Annotated in this window: 15 protein-coding genes; 12 read left to right on the forward strand and 3 right to left on the reverse strand. The window is 39.2% G+C overall.

Features of this window, described 5'->3' with window-relative positions; genetic code table 11:
• Positions 1 to 72 precede the first annotated feature (72 nt).
• From ACZ5XR_RS02990 to ACZ5XR_RS03000, 3 genes are all read left to right on the forward strand, one after another.
• On the forward strand, positions 73 to 855 hold the full coding sequence (locus ACZ5XR_RS02990) for a phytanoyl-CoA dioxygenase family protein (RefSeq protein WP_464500228.1): 783 nt from the start codon (positions 73 to 75) through the stop codon (positions 853 to 855).
• A gap of 617 nt (positions 856 to 1,472) precedes the next feature.
• On the forward strand, positions 1,473 to 2,831 hold the full coding sequence (locus ACZ5XR_RS02995; protein WP_464500229.1) for an MATE family efflux transporter: 1,359 nt from the start codon (positions 1,473 to 1,475) through the stop codon (positions 2,829 to 2,831).
• 195 nt (positions 2,832 to 3,026) lie between these two features.
• Positions 3,027 to 3,350 (forward strand): hypothetical protein, encoded by a 324-nt coding sequence (locus ACZ5XR_RS03000; RefSeq protein ID WP_464500230.1) that lies wholly within the window; start codon positions 3,027 to 3,029, stop codon positions 3,348 to 3,350.
• Between the two features lie 133 nt (positions 3,351 to 3,483).
• Here ACZ5XR_RS03000 and helD read toward each other — a convergent pair whose 3' ends face one another.
• Together helD and ACZ5XR_RS03010 are read right to left on the reverse strand one after the other, a co-directional pair.
• On the reverse strand, positions 3,484 to 5,820 hold the full coding sequence (gene helD / locus ACZ5XR_RS03005; protein WP_464500231.1) for an RNA polymerase recycling motor HelD: 2,337 nt from the start codon (positions 5,818 to 5,820) through the stop codon (positions 3,484 to 3,486).
• Between the two features lie 698 nt (positions 5,821 to 6,518).
• A complete protein-coding gene (locus ACZ5XR_RS03010; protein WP_464500232.1) occupies positions 6,519 to 7,469 on the reverse strand; it encodes a helix-turn-helix transcriptional regulator in 951 nt (316 codons plus the stop codon).
• A gap of 110 nt (positions 7,470 to 7,579) precedes the next feature.
• On the opposite strand from ACZ5XR_RS03010, the gene ACZ5XR_RS03015 reads away from it, so the two are divergent.
• From ACZ5XR_RS03015 to speB, 9 genes are all read left to right on the forward strand, one after another.
• Positions 7,580 to 8,059 (forward strand): GyrI-like domain-containing protein, encoded by a 480-nt coding sequence (locus ACZ5XR_RS03015; protein ID WP_464500233.1) that lies wholly within the window; start codon positions 7,580 to 7,582, stop codon positions 8,057 to 8,059.
• A gap of 22 nt (positions 8,060 to 8,081) precedes the next feature.
• A complete protein-coding gene (locus ACZ5XR_RS03020) occupies positions 8,082 to 8,546 on the forward strand; it encodes a phage tail protein (RefSeq protein ID WP_464500234.1) in 465 nt (154 codons plus the stop codon).
• A 247-nt stretch (positions 8,547 to 8,793) separates the two neighbouring features.
• A complete protein-coding gene (locus tag ACZ5XR_RS03025) occupies positions 8,794 to 10,857 on the forward strand; it encodes a BglG family transcription antiterminator (protein WP_464500235.1) in 2,064 nt (687 codons plus the stop codon).
• Positions 10,858 to 10,933: 76 nt separating this feature from the next.
• Positions 10,934 to 11,200, forward strand: coding sequence for a phosphocarrier protein HPr (locus ACZ5XR_RS03030; RefSeq protein WP_464500236.1), 267 nt, complete (start codon positions 10,934 to 10,936; stop codon positions 11,198 to 11,200).
• Positions 11,197 to 12,930 (forward strand): phosphoenolpyruvate--protein phosphotransferase, encoded by a 1,734-nt coding sequence (gene ptsP / locus ACZ5XR_RS03035; RefSeq protein WP_464500237.1) that lies wholly within the window; start codon positions 11,197 to 11,199, stop codon positions 12,928 to 12,930. The genes ACZ5XR_RS03030 and ptsP overlap by 4 nt, the downstream gene beginning before the upstream one ends.
• Positions 12,931 to 13,093: 163 nt before the next feature.
• Positions 13,094 to 14,548, forward strand: coding sequence for an NADP-dependent glyceraldehyde-3-phosphate dehydrogenase (locus tag ACZ5XR_RS03040; RefSeq protein WP_464502204.1), 1,455 nt, complete (start codon positions 13,094 to 13,096; stop codon positions 14,546 to 14,548).
• Between the two features lie 426 nt (positions 14,549 to 14,974).
• Positions 14,975 to 16,447 (forward strand): aldehyde dehydrogenase family protein, encoded by a 1,473-nt coding sequence (locus ACZ5XR_RS03045; protein ID WP_464500238.1) that lies wholly within the window; start codon positions 14,975 to 14,977, stop codon positions 16,445 to 16,447.
• A gap of 56 nt (positions 16,448 to 16,503) precedes the next feature.
• Positions 16,504 to 17,688, forward strand: coding sequence for an iron-containing alcohol dehydrogenase (locus tag ACZ5XR_RS03050; RefSeq protein ID WP_464500239.1), 1,185 nt, complete (start codon positions 16,504 to 16,506; stop codon positions 17,686 to 17,688).
• 97 nt (positions 17,689 to 17,785) lie between these two features.
• A complete protein-coding gene (speB, locus tag ACZ5XR_RS03055) occupies positions 17,786 to 18,784 on the forward strand; it encodes an agmatinase (protein WP_464500240.1) in 999 nt (332 codons plus the stop codon).
• A 765-nt stretch (positions 18,785 to 19,549) separates the two neighbouring features.
• On the opposite strand, the gene ACZ5XR_RS03060 is transcribed toward speB, so the two are convergent.
• On the reverse strand, positions 19,550 to 20,938 hold the full coding sequence (locus tag ACZ5XR_RS03060) for an APC family permease (RefSeq protein WP_464500241.1): 1,389 nt from the start codon (positions 20,936 to 20,938) through the stop codon (positions 19,550 to 19,552).
• Between the last annotated feature and the right edge of the window lie 121 nt (positions 20,939 to 21,059).

Genomic DNA, 21,059 nt, shown 5'->3' on the forward strand with positions numbered 1-21,059 from the left:
AAATGAAAGATTACAGGTAGGTTATAAAGAGAATTAGCAAGAGGCAGACCTAAACACAAAGGAGGAACAGGCATGATTTCAATAAAAGAAGCAGAGTTTTATAAAGAAAATGGTTATATACTTGTAAAAGGCGTCTTTGATGCAATTGAAGTTGCGGAGATGCGTGAAGCTATTGATCGGATTATTCGCCGTGCTGCAGACTCGAGGTTTGATAGAAACCATACTTGGCAAGGAGAATATCTCCCTAAAGAGGAATTAAAGCGCCTTGTTTTAAAAGGATTTCATGATGTTCAATACCATGATGCCACTTTTACAAGAGCAATGGCCCATCCAAATATGGTTTCTATTCTAAAGAAACTGATTGGCCCAAATGTTCAGCTGCATCATTCAAAAATGTTAGTAAAGCCCCCTGAAAATGGAGCTGCATTTCCAATGCATCAAGATTATCCTTATTTTCCACATGAAAACCATACAATGCTTGCGGCAAGTGTCCACATGGATGATGCGGATGAGGAAAATGGCTGCCTGTATGTGATCCCAAAATCCCATAAGCTTGGGCCATTACCGCATATTGGACAACACTACTTGAATCAAAAAGAATATCCTATTAAATTTGGGACTCCTTGTCCGGCACAAGCTGGTGATGTATTATTTTTTAACTATTTAACCATTCATGGCTCGGGTCCAAACCTTAGTGAAAGAACGAGGAGAAATGTTCTTTTCCAATATCGTGACCCTTCAGATCCACCAATTAAAAAAGTTCATGTCAATTGGGGACAAGGCATCATGATCTCCGGAGAAAATCCTGAATTTTGTGAATATAAGCCTGATCAGCTTTTAGAAAAGCAAGTTTAAAAGTAAGTGTTCCAACAAGGAACAAACTATCTGCTGTAACAAGGTCATCAGTTCGAATTATCCTAACAAAAAAACCTTAGAGGGAGGAAAGAGTAAAATTCACCAACATCCCATGTGTTGAGTTGCCAAATACACACCACACACGTGGAGTGTATTTGGCAACTCATTTTAACGAAAGGCAACCAACCCTTAGGTGTTCCTTTTTTTAACTCCCTATCGGAGAGCGTGATAGTAAAAAATATGAAATGCGAAGAAAGGCGGATTTTTTGCCTTTCTTTATTAATGTCTAATTTACCCTTTTTTTAAAACAAAAAGAAGGTTTAATTGAAGACTGCTTTTTAGAGCTCTAACCTAATAAGGATGAAAGGATAGGCTTTGTGGAACAATTGTGAAACAAGAAAAATCGGTGCGTGCCAGGCACCAATTGCAAATGTGCATAAAAAATTCTCAGTTTTTTGTGCAAACCGTCTATTTACCTAAAATTTAAATTAAACTAAAATATCAAAGATGTCATTGTAAGAGGTAAAGTATCATCTTGAATATTCACATACATACGTTTTAAATGATGCACATATTATTTATCATTTTATATTTTAAAGAGACCGGTGGTATTCGACATGAAATTAATTAAGGAAATTCTTCGATTGGCTATTCCATCGATCGCAACCTTCTCATCGATGACAGTTACGGGGCTGCTTATTTTGATGATCGTGGGGAAATTGGGGGCAGCGTCGATTGCTGTGGTAGGTATCTCAAATATTCTCATGTACAATCTATGGGCGTTGTTTTCAGGAAACCAAGGGGCCATTAACTATTTGGTAGCACAAAACTTCGGGTCAAAAGATATGGTACAGGGGAATCAACGCATGCAAATTGCGTTAATCGGTTCAGGATTGCAAGCGTTGTTGCTATTGGTTGGAACCTTTGTTTTCCCGCATTTTATTTTGAAATTGATGGGATCCAATGCGACCATCTTAACGCTTGGAACACCTTACGTTCAAATCCGGATGTATGCCATGATGTTTACCGTTTTTAACATTGTCTTTTATGCTTATTTACGAGCAACGGGTGATACAAGAACGCCGATGATTATTTCGATTATCAACAGTGCATTGGTGGTCTTTCTAACTTATGCTCTTGCTTATGGGAAGATGGGTTTTCCTGATTTGGGATTACAGGGTGCAGCTTGGAGTATGGTAGGTGCAGAAGGGATTGCCTTTCTATTAAATTTTATTGTGTACTTCCATCACCTTCATAAGAAATATTCCACCCGTTCCTGGGTACCGATTGAAATCCAGCAAGTACGTCTTCTTTTATTTGAAAGTTTGAAGCTTGGAATTACTGAACTTTCCAATAGTATAGGAATGTTAGTGTTTACAAGCTGTATTACAAGACTTGGAACAGTGGCCATTGCTGCAAATGAAATTGCTCTCAATATTCTTTCGTTCGGATTTATGCCTGCAAATGGATTTGGTTCTGCAGCTACGATTGGGATCGGCCAGGAAATTGGAAAGCGTCAGCCGCTGCAAGCAAGGAGATTTGGTCTGGTAACAGCCTATCTAGGCTTAGGATTTATGGGTTTGTTTTCGATTTATTTGTTTCTATTTGCCCTGCCAGTTGCGAAAATGTATACTTCTGACTCTGCCGTTTTCATGACTGCAATCGGGCTGATTCATTTGGCTTCTTTCATTCAATTGTTTAGTGGAGCAAGCATTATTTTTGCCGGGGGGCTTAGAGGCGCGGGGGACACTACCTTTTTGTCGCGGGCTGCCTTATTGCTCAACTGGCTTTTATTTATCCCTTGTACGATTTTGTTAACTCAAGTATTTCATTTTGGGCAGACGGGTGCTTGGGGTGCTTTCATCAGTTTGATCATTCTTCAGGCAATGGCAAATGCTTGGCGGTATTTAGCCTATAATTGGGCCGAAGCAAAGAGCAAGTCGATTTCATACCAAAAAGCAAGTTTGCATGTTTAATAGTTTTTCATTTCAAAAATCTCTCCAGATTATTTTGGAAGAGATTTTTTTTTGAAATTCCTAACTTTGGCCATTGAATGGATGGTATTCTATTGTATTGATTTAATTACCACTATATATGTGATGTAAAACATACCAAAGGATTTAAAAAGGTGGTCTAATGGTTTTAGAGGCAATAAATTGGAGGTTAGGTAAATGGCTAATATTAAAATAGAAAAAAATGAATTATTTCTTGAAGTTGGCTTAGATGATTTAAAAACCATTATTGATGAAGCAACAGCTAATATTGATTTATATAAAGAGGAAATTGCCGTTATTTATCAAAAAATGCCAGGGTTTGATTTTACGTATTTTTGCTTTTATGCCTATTCTACTTATCGGTTGTTAGAAAAGACCTTTAATTTCAGCGCAGATGAAGTGGGACATTTCCGTTTGAAAGCGCCAGAATCCTTCTACTATGCTTTTTATGGCATGATTGCAACATTGCATACAGAACATAATGTAAAAAGTGGAAAGTAATAAGAAAAAGGGGTTTCAAGCTCCTTCTTCGTTATAATTTAAGGTTTAGAAAAAAAGCTGACTCATCCGTAAAGTCAGCTTTTTCTTTCTTTATTTAAAAGTACAGGTCCAGCCACTATCAGCTACTACTAAGTCAAGCTCGGATCAAACCTTCCTGGAAGACGTTTTCCAAAAATGGGCTTGGTTCGCCTACACTATAAACCTGTAAATAATGCATAGCCCTGGTGCAGGCTGTGTAGAAAACTCTACGCAGGCTCTCATCACCGTATACTTGTTTCGATGCATCATAAATGATGACGGCATCAAATTCGATGCCTTTTGCCAAATACGACGGTATGACAACCACTCCTTGTTCATATTCAATGGAGCTGGTCTTCAAGAGCTTAATTTCATCAATGCTGGATAGAGCTTTATATGCCTTTGTACTTTCCTCAGCTGATTTGCATATTATCGCAATACTATTAAGCCCTAGACTTCGCAAATCAGCGACTTTGGATGCAATGCAGCGGTGGTGTTCAGCGCGATCGGACAATTGTGTCAGCACAGGTAACTCGCCATCACGATCGAAAGGGATGATCCGGTCGCCGTTAGGTATGAGGCTGCGTGTAAATTCGATGATCGGTTTTGTGGAGCGGTAACTCCTTGCCATGTTGATCACTTCCGTTTCTTCCGGTCCATAAAGACAAGTAAGTGTGTGGAAATCAACCATTTCGCGTGCATGGGCAAATATCGCCTGATTAAAGTCTCCGAGCACGGTCATCCTTGCTGAAGGAAACAAACGCTTTAAAAACTCAAATTGAAAAGGTGAATAATCCTGTGCCTCATCAATAACAATGTGTTTAATTGAACTGTTCGTCTGAAAGCCTTGAATAAGCTCTTTCAAAAGTAAAAAAGGAGTAGCATCTTCATAAAATAATTTATCTTCGTCCAGCGTTTCTAGTGTTATTCGGCAAATATCCGCCCACTCCACGGGTGTTTCCCCCTCCATCCACTGATTGATTTGCAGGGTGGCGGTATAAAGCTGTTTGTACATCCCCTTAATGTCTACGAAACGAAACGCCCTGATCCGATTCCGCAACGGTTTCAACTTACGGCGAACAATCAATCGAGCCAGTGCTTTTGGTTCGATTTCATAATCGGCAATCGCTTCACCTTTAAGGCCCTGTTTTTCCGCCAAGTAGGTGTAGGCCTTATGGTAATCCTCGTTGCTGAGCAGCTCGATTTCCTCCTGTACCCATGGCTTAGTCCGTTCGACCTTTTCGGCATCATCTATTTGCTTCATTAACCAATCCTTCAACTTCTCAAGTCTGTTATGGAAGCGAAGGGAGGTGTCGCTGCTATAAAACCTTTCTGCAATTTTCCCCACGGTAACAAGTGGCATTCCTCTGAAGGTAATATCTTTGAAGAGCATTCCGGACAATTCTAGTGATTGCCTGTATGATTTGATTGCCTCAAAAAAACGTGTTGATGCCTTGAATTGGATACCAGCTATCCTTGATCTGTATGAGGGAGTATTTCCTGCAGTTAAAACATATTCCAATTGCTCGTAGGGATTTTCAACTTGAAACTCTTTGCCCAAACGATGGTCCAAGTATTCCTGGAATGTAACCTGCTGCATATTCTCTTCGCCAAGTTCCGGCAGCACATTGGACACATAACTGTTAAACATCGAATTAGGCGAAAAAAGAATAATTTGATCAGCATTCAGACTATCTCGATACTTGTAGAGCAAATAAGCAATTCGTTGCAGGGCGGCTGATGTCTTTCCGCTCCCAGCCGCGCCGTGTACAATGAGCAGCCGCTTCCGGTCATGTCGGATGATCCTGTTTTGCTCCTGTTGAATGGTAGCGACTATATTGTGCATATGTTTGTCAGTACCTTTGCCCAGCACCTTCTGTAAAATCTCGTCTCCGATGGTGAGACTCGTATCGAACATGGATTGGAGAACGCCGCCGCGGATAAGAAATTGCCACTTTTTCTCCAATACACCTTTGATTTTCCCTCCAGGCGTTACATACTTCGCCGGACCAGGCTGATAATCGTAGTAGACACTCGAGACCGGCGCCCTCCAGTCGTAGATAAGGAAATTATCGCCACTTGTATCGGTAAGTGTGGAGATTCCAATATAGATCTGTTCCTGAGTCGATGTTCCTTCTTCAAGAAAAGAGATTCGGCCGAAATAGGGGTTCTCCTCCATCCGGCGCAGCGCGGTCAATCTCTTTGATGTATGTCTATGGGTGCTTTGGCTTACAGAAAGAGCCTGAGCTTCTTGTCTCAAGCCGATAATGGTCTCGAGAAAATCATCGAAAGTATCAATATTCACCTTGATTTCGTCCCAAAAGTGTTTGCGGATTTGGATCACTTCGTTTCGACGCTGGGAAGTTTCATTCTCCAATCTGCTGATTTGCTCCTTAATTGTCTCCATAACACCGTCCACACGTTTTTGCTCCTGCTGAAATTCTAAATTCATAGCAAACACTCCTTTTAAAAAAAATAATGATAAGGGGTTGACTACCGAAAATTTATGATGTATAATTAAAATAGGGATAATATATTCCAAATTAATTATACAATGTCTATCTATATAAATTTACCACAGGCGTTCATTTTTTTCAATCTATTAGACATCATTTCTATGCTTATTTTTTCATAAAGATTAATTAACTACATATGCCAGCAACTTGTTCTTATAATAAAAAGTAAAACTCGCCATAGTAATTGGCGAGTTTCTTTATTAGGAATAGAAAACCTTATTTATATAAAACTCACTCCCTTTAAATAAGATGTCTTGTCCTTAATCGCGTGACTAGCAAAAGTAAAATAAGCGGAAATTTTCCGGTTAGATGCCGAATGGAGCACGTTTCGGGGTAAATAAGGGAAGGTTTTCCGATTATGCAAAGCAAAATAGCCCCATTTTCACGTTTTTCGAGTTAATAGGCGGAATCTCTCCGTCTATTTAAGCCATTTTTAATAATAATTGCGAATTAAGCGAAATTTTTCCGTCTATTTATCAGCTTGGATGCTTAGCTTGATCCCCCAAACCGATAAGTGCGGATACTCTTGATCAAGATGCAGTAACAATTAAAGCAGCGGCAGCAAGTAAAAAGGTTCCCCCTTGTGTGCGGAAATAAGGGGGGACTGACAATTGTGTGTTTTAACTTGAACTGCTTATGGGCAGAATAAGCTTAACCTCCCTTGTAAACCTTTTAAGACTTCTTCTGGCACTTCCCTAACCTTGATATCCTCACCTAGAAAAAGCAGCCAATTAGTTATTTCGGTCAATTCTTCGGGCTTATTAACATTGATAAAAGCTTTTAGAATGGCTGTGGTTTGGAAAGGATTCGTATAGGAAATTGAAATATTTAAAGGATGGTATTTTTTGAACTGGGCAATCGCTTTTGGACCAAGTTCCAGGACAAGGTTGCTTACTTCTTCCTGCTTACTTATTATTTCTAAAATCTTTTTCTTGCTTAATCTTTTGTTCGTCGGGAAGGGTTTGACATCGGTGAGATGATCGACAGGAAAAATCTGCTTCTTTTCTTCCTTTAAATCAAAGCCTTCAATGAGCCAAAGGCTTTTTTCATGATAAAGGTGCAAGAGATATATTGGATGAGTCGACTCTTTGATGGTAATCAATAAATAGCGATCCAAAAGCAGGATCTGGATAAGGTTTTCTACCATGGGATGGGGTAGGTCTGAAAGATCAAGCAGGTCGGGATTGTTGGGGTTTGTCCCTTCAAAAAGTAGGATTTGATTTAAAAGAACAAGGTCATCTTGCTGGTTTTCTGAGATAAGGCCAAGTAATTTTTCAGCTAAAGAATTACGGCTCTTTAGATAAGGGAGTTGTTGATTTCTTGTGGCCATAAAGGCAATAAAAAGCGCTTTGACCTCATTATCGGTAAAGTGAACATCGGGCAGGACAGAGTTGTTCATGACAAAATAACCCCCGTCCCTTCCAACTTCAGAAACAAGCGGCATTCCCATGCTCTCAATTTCTCTGATATCTCTAATAGCTGTCGAACGAGAGATGTTAAATTCTTGCATGATTTCAGAAATTGTAAAGTAGGCGCGATTGTTAATATACCGCATGATGATATTAATCCGTTCAACTTTTTTCATCGTGGCTCCCAAACAGTATCATTTTTTGACATGATTTAACCTTATCATATAATTATCAAGTGAAGAAGACAAATCATTTGATTAATTTAACAAAAAGGAAGGTTTTGAATATGGCAGATTATACTATAGAAGAAAAAGACAGCTTTACCGTTTTAGGTTTTGGAACTGAGCTTAAGAGCCATTACACTGACTTTGCTGGCATAAACAAGGAAAAGTCAAACTTTTGGCAGGACGTCAAGCAAGATGGAAGGCTAGACACCTTAAAGACAAAAGCCACAAATGACTACGTTTTTGCTGTGAACGAAGCGGTGAATAACAAGATGATGCATTATGCCGGCGTCATGTCAAAGGCATCGGCACTAGAAGTAGACAGAGTAATCCAATTTCCTAAGGGGGAATACCTGGTTGTTAAAGGGGAAGGGGAGACGGCTGATGAATTGCATAACAAACTAGCTGGGGTTGCCTTCGGTCAAGTCTTGCCAGAAGTAAAGAATTTTGCCTATGTCGGTGGGCCAAATACATCGGTTGAGATGGGGCAGCGGGACGGCTTAGTTTATGGTGAAATGTGGATTCCTGTAGTTAGGAAATAAAGAGATAAAAGGAGAGTTGGAAATGTCCAATATCGTTGATTTTAAAAATGTGTCTACGGCCGGTTTGGAGTCTTCGCCTGTAGCAGAAGCCCTTGCTGGTTTACGTGCAAATGAAGCCCGTTACTTTATGAACAAATACAAGCATGAATTTACGGTAGTACCAGCTAGCGAAAGCCAAGAGACCCTTGATTATGTGAACCGGATTTTGAAAGAACGTGATATTGAGTTTGCGGCCAAACCTTTAGAAACGTCGCGTTTTCAAGTGGAAAATATCAAAATGGCCTACGTCTTTTATGAGGATGGTCTTGAGGTCAACGTCATGTATACAGTTGATGGCCCTAAGCCGAAACGGGCCGTTGGTCTTAAGCTCTCTGAGGGGATGGAGGTACCAAAGGAGTTAGAAGGGAAGTTTAAGTTTGCTAAGCAGAGGTCTAAACTAGCTGGAACCATTCGAGGCTCGTTTTTTGTAATTAAAGGAGAATATTAAAGTAAGCAAAAGCGCAAGTTGAGCGTGTATCGCAACTCATTTTAAAGGCAACTAACCCAAGCTCGGGCGTTGCCTTTTTACGTTTCTTGTAGTTCATATTATTATTTGAATTGTCTATATTAAAATAAAGATTTGTCTTATTGGGAGTTCAGCGCAATTTTGTACGTTTATCCATACATCATTTGTTCCCAATCGATAAACTATATGTAAGCGGTTGATATTATGATGGTAATAGGAGGACAAACCAATGATGATTGATAAACGCCCTTCTCTTTTATTGGATTATCTTTTAAAGGTGAAGAGTGTCAAAATGAATCAGATTATGGAAGCAACTCAATTAACCAAACGTCAAGTATCCTATGACTTTGATAAAGTGAATCAATGGCTAAAAGAGAGAGAACTTCCCACAATCCCATACAAAGGTACCCATTATATTGTAGTGCCTGATGCTGTAGTGGAATACTTTCGCAATAAGGAGACAAATCAGCATGAGCAGGATTTCGTTTTTACCGAAGAAGAACGCCTGGCGGTTATCTACCTTTATTTATTTAAGCGAAATGATACAATTTCATCCTTTCATCTAACGCAACTTTTACAAGTTAGTAAGAACACGGTTATTTCCGATTTGAAAAAGGCAAATAAGATTATTCAACCTTTCTTGGTGGAAATTCGGTATTCACGCAAATCTGGTTACCATCTAATCGGAACAGAGTTTGATAAAAGAGCTCTTGCCATGCACTACATATCCCGTCTGATTCAGGTTCCTTACTTTGAAAAGCTGTTGGATTATCTATTAAAAGAAGAAACTGAAAAAATTGATTTTCAAGAAAACCTGAACATTCTTAAACAAATTGAAATGCAGTTTTCTCTTAATTTTGTAGAAGAACGTTTAAATCAATTAGCCATTTTTTTGATTTTTTATTATTACCGGCAGCAGGGAAAAAGGCTTGTCCAATTTCATTCAGATGAAATGACTTTATTAAAAAAAGATCCGATGCATAAAGTGTCTATTATGTTAAGTCAACTTCTCCGAATTGAGGTTGAGGAATCAGAGTTATGTTACTTAACAATCCAATTTCTTGGTTTGTCTTTTGGAAAAAGTTCTGTATTGGGTAGTGATCAGGATCTACTATTTAAGCTTTGCGAACAGCTTGTCTTTGATTTTGAGACAAAGGCATGCATTGTTTTTGAAAAAAAGGACGACGTTGTCCATACGTTGTACCAGCATTTTAAGCCCGCCTATTATCGTATGAAATATCGGATTCCTGTGGAAAATCCCCTTCTTAATCAAATTAAGACTGAGCATAAAGAGTTATACATGATTGTGAAGGAAATGCTTCATCCGATCGGAACATTGTTGAAAATCACCATCCCTGAAGAGGAAATAGGTTTTATCACAATCCACTTTGGAGCTTTGTTGGAAAGACCAAAGCAGGAAATGCCGGAAAAAAAGAAAGCAATCGTGGTTTGTCCAAGCGGCATTAGTTCGTCCTTAATGGTTAAACACCAGCTGGAATCCCTTTTCTCTGAGATTATGGTTGAAAAAACCTTATCATTACGGGAATTTCAGGAGAGAGAATTTGACCATTATGATCTTGTGTTTTCGACCGTAAGGCTGGAGACAAAACTTCCTTGTTTTTACGTGAAGCCAATTATGACACCAAATGAAAAGCATATTTTAGTCAACGAAGTTTATCAACTGCTTTTTGGGATTCAATATCACGATATTTCGCTGAAAGAATTGATTCATATCATTGGGAAGTTCACTACGATTGATGATGAAGAAGGATTAAAACAGGAATTAGGTCATTTTTCATTTTATAGAAAAGGAAATGTAAATAAGGGGAAACAGCCATTATTAGAGGATCTATTACAAGCAGAAACCATTCAGGTGATGGATGAGGTTTTTGATTGGAAAGAGGCGATAAAAGCAGCTGCAAATCCCCTTTTGATAAACGGGACGATTGAAGCATCCTATATTGAGGCGATGATTGAAAATATTGACACATTAGGTCCATATGTCGTCATTGGTCCGGAAGTAGCCATCCCGCATGCCCGTCCTGAACAGGGAGTTAATCGGATAGGGATGAGCTTTTTAAATCTAAAAAAACCGGTTTACTTTTTAAATAACAATGATTATCCCGTTCGATTGATGTTTTGTATTGCGGCGACAGATAATACAACCCATCTTAAGGCACTTTCGCAGTTGACAGAACTACTCAGTGAAAAAAACAACCTTGAAATTTTAAAGGAATTAGAGTCGATTGACGAAATCAGATCCTTCTTTAAGCAAAACTCCACAATTGACTGAACTATCGTTCCTGTGCAAGAAGCAGATTGCTAAAATAAATAATTCATAAATTAAAAATAAAGGAGCTTATTTTAATATGGTAAACAAAACATTCACAATTATAGATGAAACAGGGATCCATGCCCGCCCAGCAACAATTCTTGTATCAGCAGCAAGCAAATTTAATTCTCATCTCACATTAGAATACAACGGCAAATCAGTAAACTTACAATCCATTATGGGTGTTATGTCTTTAGGGATTCCAAAAGATGCAGTAATCAAAGTATCGGCTGAAGGCGCTGATGAAAAAGAAGCATTAAGTGTATTAGAAAATACTCTAATAAGTGCAGGTCTTGCAGAATGATTACAAAAGAAGTTTTAACAAAAAGAATTTCAGGAATTGCTGCATCAAGCGGGATTGCGATCGCAAAAGCCTTCCGCTTAGAAAATCCAGAGTTAAAAGTAGAAAAAAACACGGTAACAGATGTTGAACACGAAGTGAAACGCTTTGAACAAGCGCTAGAGTCGTCTAAGGGAGAGCTTGAGAAAATCAAGGAACATGCTTCTAAGACAATTGGCGACGACAAAGCTGAAATTTTTGAAGCCCATCTGCTTGTTCTAAATGATCCTGAACTAATTAATCAAATTAAAGATAAAATACAAGCCCAACACTTCAATGCAGAGTTTGCGTTACAAGAAGTGGTAGATATGTTCGTGTCTATGTTTGAAGCATTAGATAATGAATATATGAAAGAACGTGCTGCCGACATTCGTGATGTGGCCAAGCGAATCTTATCGCATCTTTTAGGGGTGACAATCCCAAACCCAAGTTTGATTTCTGAAGAGGTTATTATGATTGCAGAGGATTTAACACCTTCTGATACTGCTCAATTAAACCGCCAGTTTGTTAAAGGCTTTACAACAAATATCGGCGGCCGCACCTCCCATTCGGCGATCATGGCTCGTTCCATGGAAATTCCAGCAGTTGTCGGAACAAAAACCGTCATGGCTGACATTGAAAATGGTGATGTTGTTATTCTTGATGGTTTAGATGGAAGGGTAATTGTCAATCCAACAGAAGAAGAAATCAAAGAGTATAACGAGAAAAAGGCTGCTTACGAAGGGCAAAAAGCGGAGTGGGCCAAGCTGATCAATGAGAAGACCGTAACAAAAGATGGGGAGCATGTTGAACTTGCGGCAAATATCGGTAAACCGGAGGACCTCAAGGGAGTGCTCGAAAATGGCGGCGAAGGCGTTGGTTTATACCGCACAGAGTTTTTATATATGGGGCGCACCCAGCTTCCAACAGAAGAGGAGCAATTTGCTGCATTTAAAACGGTATTAGAGGGGATGGAAGGAAAGCCTGTAGTCATACGGACCCTTGATATCGGCGGAGATAAAGAACTCCCGTATTTAGACCTGCCAAAGGAAATGAATCCGTTCCTTGGATTTCGGGCGATTCGATTATGCTTAGAAATGCAGGATATGTTCCGGGTCCAGCTTCGTGCCCTGCTTCGTGCCAGCGTTTATGGTAATTTGAAAATTATGTTTCCGATGATTGCCACACTTGATGAGTTCCGGTCGGCAAAAGCACTTCTTGAAGAAGAAAAGAGAAAGCTTTTGTCTGAAGGCCAACAGGTAGCAGAAAAAATCGAGTTGGGGATCATGGTGGAAATTCCTTCAACGGCTGTTTTAGCGGATCAATTTGCTAAAGAAGTGGATTTTTTCAGTATTGGTACCAATGATTTAATTCAATATACAATGGCTGCAGATCGTATGAACCAACGTGTTTCTTATTTATATCAGCCATACAGCCCGTCGATTTTAAGATTGGTTAAAATGGTCATTGATGCTGCGCATGCTGAAGGCAAATGGGCAGGAATGTGTGGTGAAATGGCAGGAGACGAAACCGCCATTCCACTTCTCTTAGGCCTGGGGCTTGATGAGTTCTCAATGAGTGCAACATCCATCCTAAAAGCACGTTCCCAAATTCTTCGTCTTTCTAAAACAGAAATGAAGAACTTAGCTGAAAAAGCCCTGCAAATGACAACCACAAATGAAGTAATCGAAGCCGTAAAGGAAGTTGTTAAATAGGGACGACTTTTGTAAATAATTTTTAACTGAGACGGTTCTTATATTTTGAAGAACCGTCTTCAAGAAACATATCTGATTTTGAAATTTTTTTAAAATAAAAAATCGGAAAATTTTACTTATTTAAAATAAGTTTAATATTTTAACAATTGGAGGGAGAATGGAGATGTCAACAACTGTACTAGATTTGAAAGCATATCCTTTTTATATCAACGGAGAGTGGAGAAAAAGTAAGTCTGGAGAAACGATTAAAATTTCTTCACCATATCTAAATGAAGTAATAGGAGAAGTGCAGGCAGTTACCACTGAAGAGGTTGACCAGGCAATTGATTTTGCTAGTAAGGCACAAAAGAGATGGGCTGAAACTTCCCTTCAAGAACGTGCAAAGTTTTTATATAAATGGGCAGATGAATTAGTTAACATGCAAGCTGAAATTGCTGAAGTTATTATGAAAGAAGTAGGAAAAAGTTTGAAAGATGCGAGGAATGAAGTGGTGCGTACCGCAGATTTCATTCGTTACACAATCGAAGAAGCAATGCATATGAATGGCGAGAGTTTAAAGGGAGACAGTTTCCCGGGCGGATCTAAATCAAAGATTGCCATCGTTAATCGTGTCCCACTGGGAGTAGTCCTTGCCATTCCTCCTTTTAACTATCCGGTAAATTTAGCTGCCGCAAAATTAGCGCCGGCACTTATTTCAGGGAATGCTGTCATCTTTAAACCGGCCACTCAAGGAGCTATTTCCGGAATTAAAATGATTGAGGCACTAAATAAAGCAAATTTACCGAAAGGGCTTGTTAATATTGTGACAGGCCGTGGCTCTGTGATTGGGGATTACTTAGTTGAGCATAAAGGAATTAATATGATTTCCTTTACAGGCGGGACAACCACTGGTATGCGCTTAGCAAAAAAGGCAGGGATGATTCCTCTTGTACTTGAGCTTGGAGGTAAAGACCCTGGCATTGTGAGAGAAGATGCGGATTTACACGAAGCTGCCAAGCATATTATCAGCGGTGCGTTTTCCTATTCCGGTCAGCGCTGTACTGCGATTAAACGCGTATTAGTGCATGAAAATGTTGCTGACGAGCTCGCCGTGATCTTGAAAGAAGAAATTGAAAAATTGGTTGTAGGTTCCCCAGAAGATGGCAGCACAGTTGTTCCGTTAATTGATGAACAATCAGCTGACTTTGTTCAAGGGCTAATTGAGGATGCAATCGAAAAGGGTGCAACCCTTTTAACAGGAAATAAGCGTGAAGGTAATTTAATTTATCCTACTCTTCTTGATCATGTGACAGAGGATATGGCTGTAGCTTGGGAAGAACCTTTTGGGCCAGTGCTGCCAATAATCCGCGTATCATCTGATGATGAAGCGGTGAATATTGCCAATAAGTCTGAATTCGGCCTACAGGCAAGTGTCTTTACAAAAGATATTAATAAAGCATTTGCGATTGCTAATAAAATCGAAACAGGCTCTGTTCAAATTAACGGACGAACGGAACGTGGTCCTGATCATTTTCCGTTTATCGGTGTAAAAGGATCCGGAATGGGAGCACAGGGTATCCGCAAAAGTATTGAATCAATGACGCGTGAAAAAGTAACGGTATTAAACCTTGCTGAGTAATTTTGAATAGGCAACTATGAGAATAGACAGTTAAAAAATTGAGGCTTCGGGTAAACCCCGAAGTCTCTTTAATCCGATTATAGAGATGTTAGGACTCCCATGTTAACCCTCGTAACCTCGACAATTCACTAATGGTTAATTTTCCCTTTATTTTCAGTAGAATCACCCCTTAAAAATATATAAAACACTTATTGACCTTTGTGTAACGACAAGGTTTACACTAAAAGTACTAAATCTTCTAAATGATTTAAGAATTGAATTTAAAATCAAGGAGGGAGCTAAATCCAAAATAGAAAGCGCTTGCAAAAACACATAGGTTTTTTTTAGGGGTTAAAGCAAAAATCTATTAATCACACAAATAGTCATCGATCAATAGGTTTTCCCGCAACAGGTAAAGTAAAAATATCATATTGGAGGTCTGTCATAATGTTAAAGTTGAAAATGTTTATTAATGGTGAATGGATGGATTCATTAAGCGGAGAAAAGAGTCATGCTGTGAATCCTGCAAACGGTAAAATCATGGCTGAGGTTCCAAAGGGAAGCAGGGAAGAAGCCAAAATGGCGATTAATGCAGCACGTACAGCTTTTGACTCGGGAATTTGGTCTGACTTACCGGCATCTGAACGTGCAGCCTACTTATTTAAAATAGCGGATAAGATTGAAGAAAAGGCAGAAGAGCTAAGCAAATTTGAAACAGAGAATATGGGAAAGCCTCTTAAAGAATCAGAGTTTGATATAGCTGATACTGTGAATTGCTTTCGATACTATGCTGGGCTAGTGACAAAGCCAAATGGTCAAACGTATTCGGTTGCCGACCCTGTGCAAGCCATGGCTATTCGGGAACCTGTCGGTGTATGCGGACTTATTGCTCCATGGAATTTTCCATTGTTGACTGGAGCTTGGAAAATAGCCCCTGCGCTTGCTGCGGGAAATACACTTGTATTTAAACCAGCTGAAATCACTCCGGTCACCACTTACAAATTATTTGAGATCATGGAAGAAGTGGGGATACCGGCTGGTGTTGCAAACCTGGTTTTGGGAGGTGGTTCAACAGTTGGAAGTGAATTAGCGGAAAGCCAAAAGGTAGATTTGATCTCTTTTACAGGTAGTACACAAACGGGTAGAAGTATCATGAATTCAGCAACAGGAAATATTAAAAACATTTCTCTCGAACTCGGCGGCAAGTCGCCAAATATTGTTTTCGCTAATGCAGATTTTGAGACTGCCATCGATTATGCATTGAATGGGATTTTTACCAATGCCGGCCAAGTATGCAATGCGGGGTCCCGGTTACTGTTAGAAGAGAGCATTCATGATCAGTTTATTGCTAGATTGGTAGAAAGAGCGAAAAAGATTCAGGTAGGCCCTGGGGAAGATTCGTCTACCGAAATGGGTCCGCTTGTAAGTGAAGACCATCTGAAGAAGATCCTTGAATATATTCAAATTGGGGTAGACGAAGGAGCTACATTAGCTTGCGGTGGCCGCCGTATCAAAAGCAATGGGCTTGAAAATGGTTATTTCTTTGAGCCAACCATATTTGTTGACACCAATCCTAACATGAGAATTGTTCAGGAAGAAATTTTTGGTCCAGTTCTTGTCGTTCAAAAGTTTAAAGATGAAGCGGAAGCAATCCAGTTGGCAAATGATACTTCATACGGCCTTGCTGCAGGTGTTTTTTCACAAGATGGCGCCAAAGCTTTGAGGGTTATTAAAAAAATAAGAGCCGGAATTACCTATGTTAATGCTTATAATCTCGCCTATAATGAAGCACCATGGGGAGGTTACAAGCAGAGCGGGATTGGTCGCGGGTTAGGAACCTTTGGTTTAGATACGTTTACTGAGGTAAAACAAATTAATATTAATTTAGAGGTTAAGCCAACTGAATGGTTTAGCAAATAACTAAAAATATAAAACTTAAATTCATAATATTCGAAATATAGGGGAGGAAATTCATTATGTTATGGGATTTTCATTTTAATTTGCCTACTTCAATTGAGTTTGGGAATGGAAAAGTAAAGAATATTGGGAAAAGGGCCAAAGAATTAGGTGGAAATAAAGCCCTTATTATTACTGATAAAGGGCTTGCTCAAACAGGAATCTTGGAAAAAATCACCCAGTCATTACATCAAGAAGGTATCAATTATATTGTTTATGACAAAATCTCACCTAATCCAAAAGATGTAGATTGTGAGAGTGCTTATCAACAGTTTAAAAACGAGAACATCGACCTTTTAATTGGTCTCGGTGGCGGAAGTTCAATGGATACAGCCAAAGCCATTGGGACACTTTTTACACATGGAGGAGAGTTAAGAGAACGGTACGGTGTAAATTTACTGGAACGGGAAATCCCACCACTAATTTGTATTCCGACAACTTCAGGTACCGGTAGTGAGGTTACAAGAGGTTCTGTCATTACCGATACCGTGACGAAACAGAAGGAGGCGATACTAGATTTGAAAATCTCTCCTAAACTGGCAATCGTCGATCCTGAATTGACGTTAACATTGCCAAAATCGATTACGGCAGCTACAGGTATGGATGCACTCACACATGCAATCGAAGCTTATACCTGCAAAGTAGCTCAGCCACTTTCAGATGCTTTGGGACTATATGCCATTGAATTAATAGCAAAGTACCTTCCATTAGCAGTAGAAAATGGTTGCGATTTAGAGGCTAGGAAAAATATGCTTTTGGGCAGTTTAGTTGCCGGTATCGCCTTTGATAACACGGATCTTGGGGCTGTACATGCGATGGCTGAACCACTTGGAGGACTCTATGATACTCCGCATGGAGTGGCGAATTCTATTTTTCTTCCACATGTATTTGAATATAATATTCCTTCGAATCCAGAAAAGCACGCCAGGGTAGCAATCAAGCTTGGGGTAAATCCTGAAGGAAAAACAATGGAAGAAACGGCTTATGAAGGTGTTGGATTGTTAAAAGAGTTGGCAAATAAAATCGGCATTCCTAGTTTCCGTGATTTAGGTAATGTAAATCCCGAAGACTTCCCATTTCTAGCGGAAGGAGCCTTTAAACATTTGTGTACTCAGGCGAATTCAAGAGATTTGACAAGAGAAGACTATCTGAATTTATTTCAAAAGACTTATGATGTGACAACAAACACTTTAATTGAAAAATAATTTTGTAAAAATATAGAAGAAAAAATCCTCGGTTAAGAAATGGCTATCCAGCAGAAAACAATGCATTAGGAATAGCGAGGAGAAGGAGGCAGCATGAATGTCTAAGCGTGATGAAAAGCAGTTTTTGAATTTACCATTTACAGGAATTTGTACGTTTGGGAAATACCCAATCTGTGCGGACCTAAACCAGCTTGACGCAGATGTGGCGGTCATCGGGGTGCCTAACGACATGGGTACGCAATGGAAATCAGGAGCAAGAATGGGTCCTAGAGGAATCCGCGAAGGCTCTACATTATATAGTTTCGGTCTGGAGGGTGCTTATGATATTGAAAATGATATTATGTACCTTGGTCCAGAATGGAAAGTCGTCGATTGTGGTGATGTAGACATGGTACACGGTGATCTAATGCAGTGCCATGAGAATACAGAAATAGCCATCCGAAAAATTATTTCCAAAGGTGCTATGCCGGTTGTTTTAGGCGGCGATCATTCCATCACAGCAGCAGTCGGAAAAGGACTTGAAGACATTGGTCCGTTTCATGTGATTCAAATTGATGCCCATTTAGACTGGGCAGATCATCGCTCGGGTATGCGCTATGGTCACGGAAATTGCATTCGCCGCTTATCTGAGCTGGATCATGTACAGAAAATATTTCAGTTTGGCATTCGCGGGATCAGCAGCAGCAAAAAAGAAGACGTCGAAGCAGCAAGAGCGTATGGCAGCGTGATCCTATCACCACGTCAGTTGAGAAAAATGGGACTTAAGGAAGTACTGGAGCTTATTCCTGCGGGCGAAAAATATTATGTAACGATTGATATTGACGGAATCGATCCGTCCATTGTCCCTGGAACAGGTACACCTTCTCCGGGCGGCCTCCACTACGATGAGGTTAATGAATTACTTGAAGGGATTTCCAAAAGAGGAGAAGTCATCGGGTTTGATTTAGTAGAAGTTGCCCCGCCATATGATCCAACGGGCATGACCGGACAAGTAGCAGCCCGTATTGCACTAGATTTACTCAGCTATGTTTTAAAAGAAAAAGAGAAAAAAGGGAATAAAAAATTCGGAAAAGAAAAAGAAGAAATGCTTTCTTAACTGGGATTGGTTTTGCCGCCAAAGGGGAAGGTTTCCTACATAAAGGGGACAAAACTTTCAGATAAAAGGACAGAGAAGGGTAGTAGCGTTATCCTTCCCAGTCCTTTTTTGCGTACAAAATAGGCAGTATTTCTATCGTTTTTTTGAAATGGGAATCTATGTGATTAAGAGAGAGATTCCAAGCATGGCACATATTGGGATAGTTTGAATCGTTATCAGGAGAGTAGGAATGGGATTACAATAAAATGATCTAACTATTTTTGATGACGGTCTATGGTATGTCGTCTTTTAGCGTCTCTGTTGAGTTTAATAAAGGGCATTTACTAAGTTTGTAGGCGATTTTCGCAAGTGTCTTTACGAAAAGATGCCACGAAGCTACTTGTTATACGGGTTGGTAGACTTAAGCGAAAAGGAACCGGTAATTGTTCCTGCAGCATACAGTCCTTACCGATTAGAAATTCTTGTAGAATTCAGTAATTATATAGAGATGGAGGAGAAACCGTTTCGTAATGAATTTGAATTTATGGGGAGGAGAGTCTTAACATTCGGCTAAGAAGGGGTCCGACAAATTTCTTTTTATTTTAAACGGGTGCTTGAACAAGAATAATAAGAAAGGTCGATTCACAAAATGAACTGCACCTCCAATTGATAGACAACAATAACAATTGGAGGTGCAGTTTTTATTTGACTAAATAAATACATACTCAGGATCAGAGGAAAAGTACCTTCTACTAGATGGTAAAATATCATATTCTTTTCATAATATTATGATTGGACTGAAATAGTTTCCTCCTCGTTTTCCATTAACATAAATTCATCATTCACATCATCAAAATGTAGCTTTCGAAGACGCTGACGGAAGAATTTTGTCAAGAAAGCCAGGTATATAAACCCAACTGCCATCCAGCTGATCCCTAAAATTAGCGCATTGATATTCAAATAGGACCATAGCCACATAATGAATCCTGCCCCAATTAAAGGAAAAATTAAGTACTGAATAGTCTCGTTAAGAGAGCGCTTACAATTCCTAATATAATAGTGTGCGATTACAGAAAGATTGACAAAAGTAAATGCAATAAGAGCTCCGAAATTGATAAAAGTAATCGCTGTATCAAGGCTTAGGACAATACCTAACATGGAAATGATACTAACAAATAGAATACTAGTTGTTGGTGTTCTAAATCGTGGATGGATATATCCAAATATTTTTTTAGGTAAAACAGAATCACGTCCCATTACATATAACACTCGAGATACGCTTGTTACAGAGGAAACACCTGAAGTAAAGTTACCAATAATCATAACAGTTATGAATAAAGAGCTAAATAAATTGCCACCAACCATTTTGACGAGCTCTAGTGCTGCAGAATCAGTATTTTTGAAGGCATATCCCGGTAAGACAATCTGAGCCAGATAGGAGGAACCGATATAAATCAAACCCATAATCAACATCATGATAAAGATTGCTTTTGGTATCGTTTTTTCAGGATTAATGGTTTCCTCAGACAATGTTGTAACAGAATCAAAACCCAGAAAGCTGAAACAGAGAATAGAAGCTCCGGCGAGGAGAATAGAAGTAGAAACATTTGATTTAAAGAAAGGTTCAACTGCTAAAAGTGTACCTGTACCCATTCCGTTTAAGACGCTTTTTATCGTTAAGAAAGCAAATACGATAATAAAAAGGATTTGGGCGATAACAAAAATCTTGCTTGTATTTGCTGAAAGGTTTATCCCAATATAACTAATGATCGTAATGCCAATATTTAAGATGACAATCCAAAACCAAAATGGAACATGTGGAAATTGTGCGGTTAAAAATACAGCAGACATGAGACAGGTAATCATAGGTGTCAGTAAATAATCTAATAAAATCGTCCAGCCAATCATGAAACCCGTTTCTGAATTCATCGATCTTTGAGTATAGGTATAAGCTGAGCCTGCAACCGGGTGAGCCTTTGCCATCTTTCCATAGCTTAATGCAGTAAAAAGAATCGCCATAAATGCAATAACATACGCGCCCGCAAGCACTCCCTTGGAACTATTCGCGGCAATTCCATAAGTGTTAAAAAATACCATCGGGTTATTCCATGCTAAACCTAAAAAAACAACTTGAAACAATGTAAGTGACCTTCTAAGCGTTACGGTTTCAGTCAAATTGCATTCTCCTTTGCGAATTTTATAGGGTCTTTTAGCTTTAAACATTGTTCCTTTACTATCTTTCAAAAGCCAATGAGGTAAAAATTACATTTTCGTGAAGCTCTCTACTAAACAAACA

It is taken from the genome of Neobacillus sp. Fa239, from assembly GCF_055395235.1.

What these genes read in the sequence shown, in the direction of transcription:
- ACZ5XR_RS03050 (WP_464500239.1), top strand. Translation starts at nt 16,504, where the DNA reads ATGTTATGGGATTTTCATTTTAATTTGCCTACTTCAATTGAGTTTGGG.
- ACZ5XR_RS03025 (WP_464500235.1), top strand. Translation starts at nt 8,794, where the DNA reads ATGATGATTGATAAACGCCCTTCTCTTTTATTGGATTATCTTTTAAAG.
- speB (WP_464500240.1), top strand. Translation starts at nt 17,786, where the DNA reads ATGTCTAAGCGTGATGAAAAGCAGTTTTTGAATTTACCATTTACAGGA.
- ACZ5XR_RS03030 (WP_464500236.1), top strand. Translation starts at nt 10,934, where the DNA reads ATGGTAAACAAAACATTCACAATTATAGATGAAACAGGGATCCATGCC.
- ACZ5XR_RS03000 (WP_464500230.1), top strand. Translation starts at nt 3,027, where the DNA reads ATGGCTAATATTAAAATAGAAAAAAATGAATTATTTCTTGAAGTTGGC.
- helD (WP_464500231.1), bottom strand. Translation starts at nt 5,820, where the DNA reads ATGAATTTAGAATTTCAGCAGGAGCAAAAACGTGTGGACGGTGTTATG.
- ACZ5XR_RS03045 (WP_464500238.1), top strand. Translation starts at nt 14,975, where the DNA reads ATGTTAAAGTTGAAAATGTTTATTAATGGTGAATGGATGGATTCATTA.
- ptsP (WP_464500237.1), top strand. Translation starts at nt 11,197, where the DNA reads ATGATTACAAAAGAAGTTTTAACAAAAAGAATTTCAGGAATTGCTGCA.
- ACZ5XR_RS02990 (WP_464500228.1), top strand. Translation starts at nt 73, where the DNA reads ATGATTTCAATAAAAGAAGCAGAGTTTTATAAAGAAAATGGTTATATA.
- ACZ5XR_RS03040 (WP_464502204.1), top strand. Translation starts at nt 13,094, where the DNA reads ATGTCAACAACTGTACTAGATTTGAAAGCATATCCTTTTTATATCAAC.
- ACZ5XR_RS03020 (WP_464500234.1), top strand. Translation starts at nt 8,082, where the DNA reads ATGTCCAATATCGTTGATTTTAAAAATGTGTCTACGGCCGGTTTGGAG.
- ACZ5XR_RS03010 (WP_464500232.1), bottom strand. Translation starts at nt 7,469, where the DNA reads ATGAAAAAAGTTGAACGGATTAATATCATCATGCGGTATATTAACAAT.
- ACZ5XR_RS02995 (WP_464500229.1), top strand. Translation starts at nt 1,473, where the DNA reads ATGAAATTAATTAAGGAAATTCTTCGATTGGCTATTCCATCGATCGCA.
- ACZ5XR_RS03015 (WP_464500233.1), top strand. Translation starts at nt 7,580, where the DNA reads ATGGCAGATTATACTATAGAAGAAAAAGACAGCTTTACCGTTTTAGGT.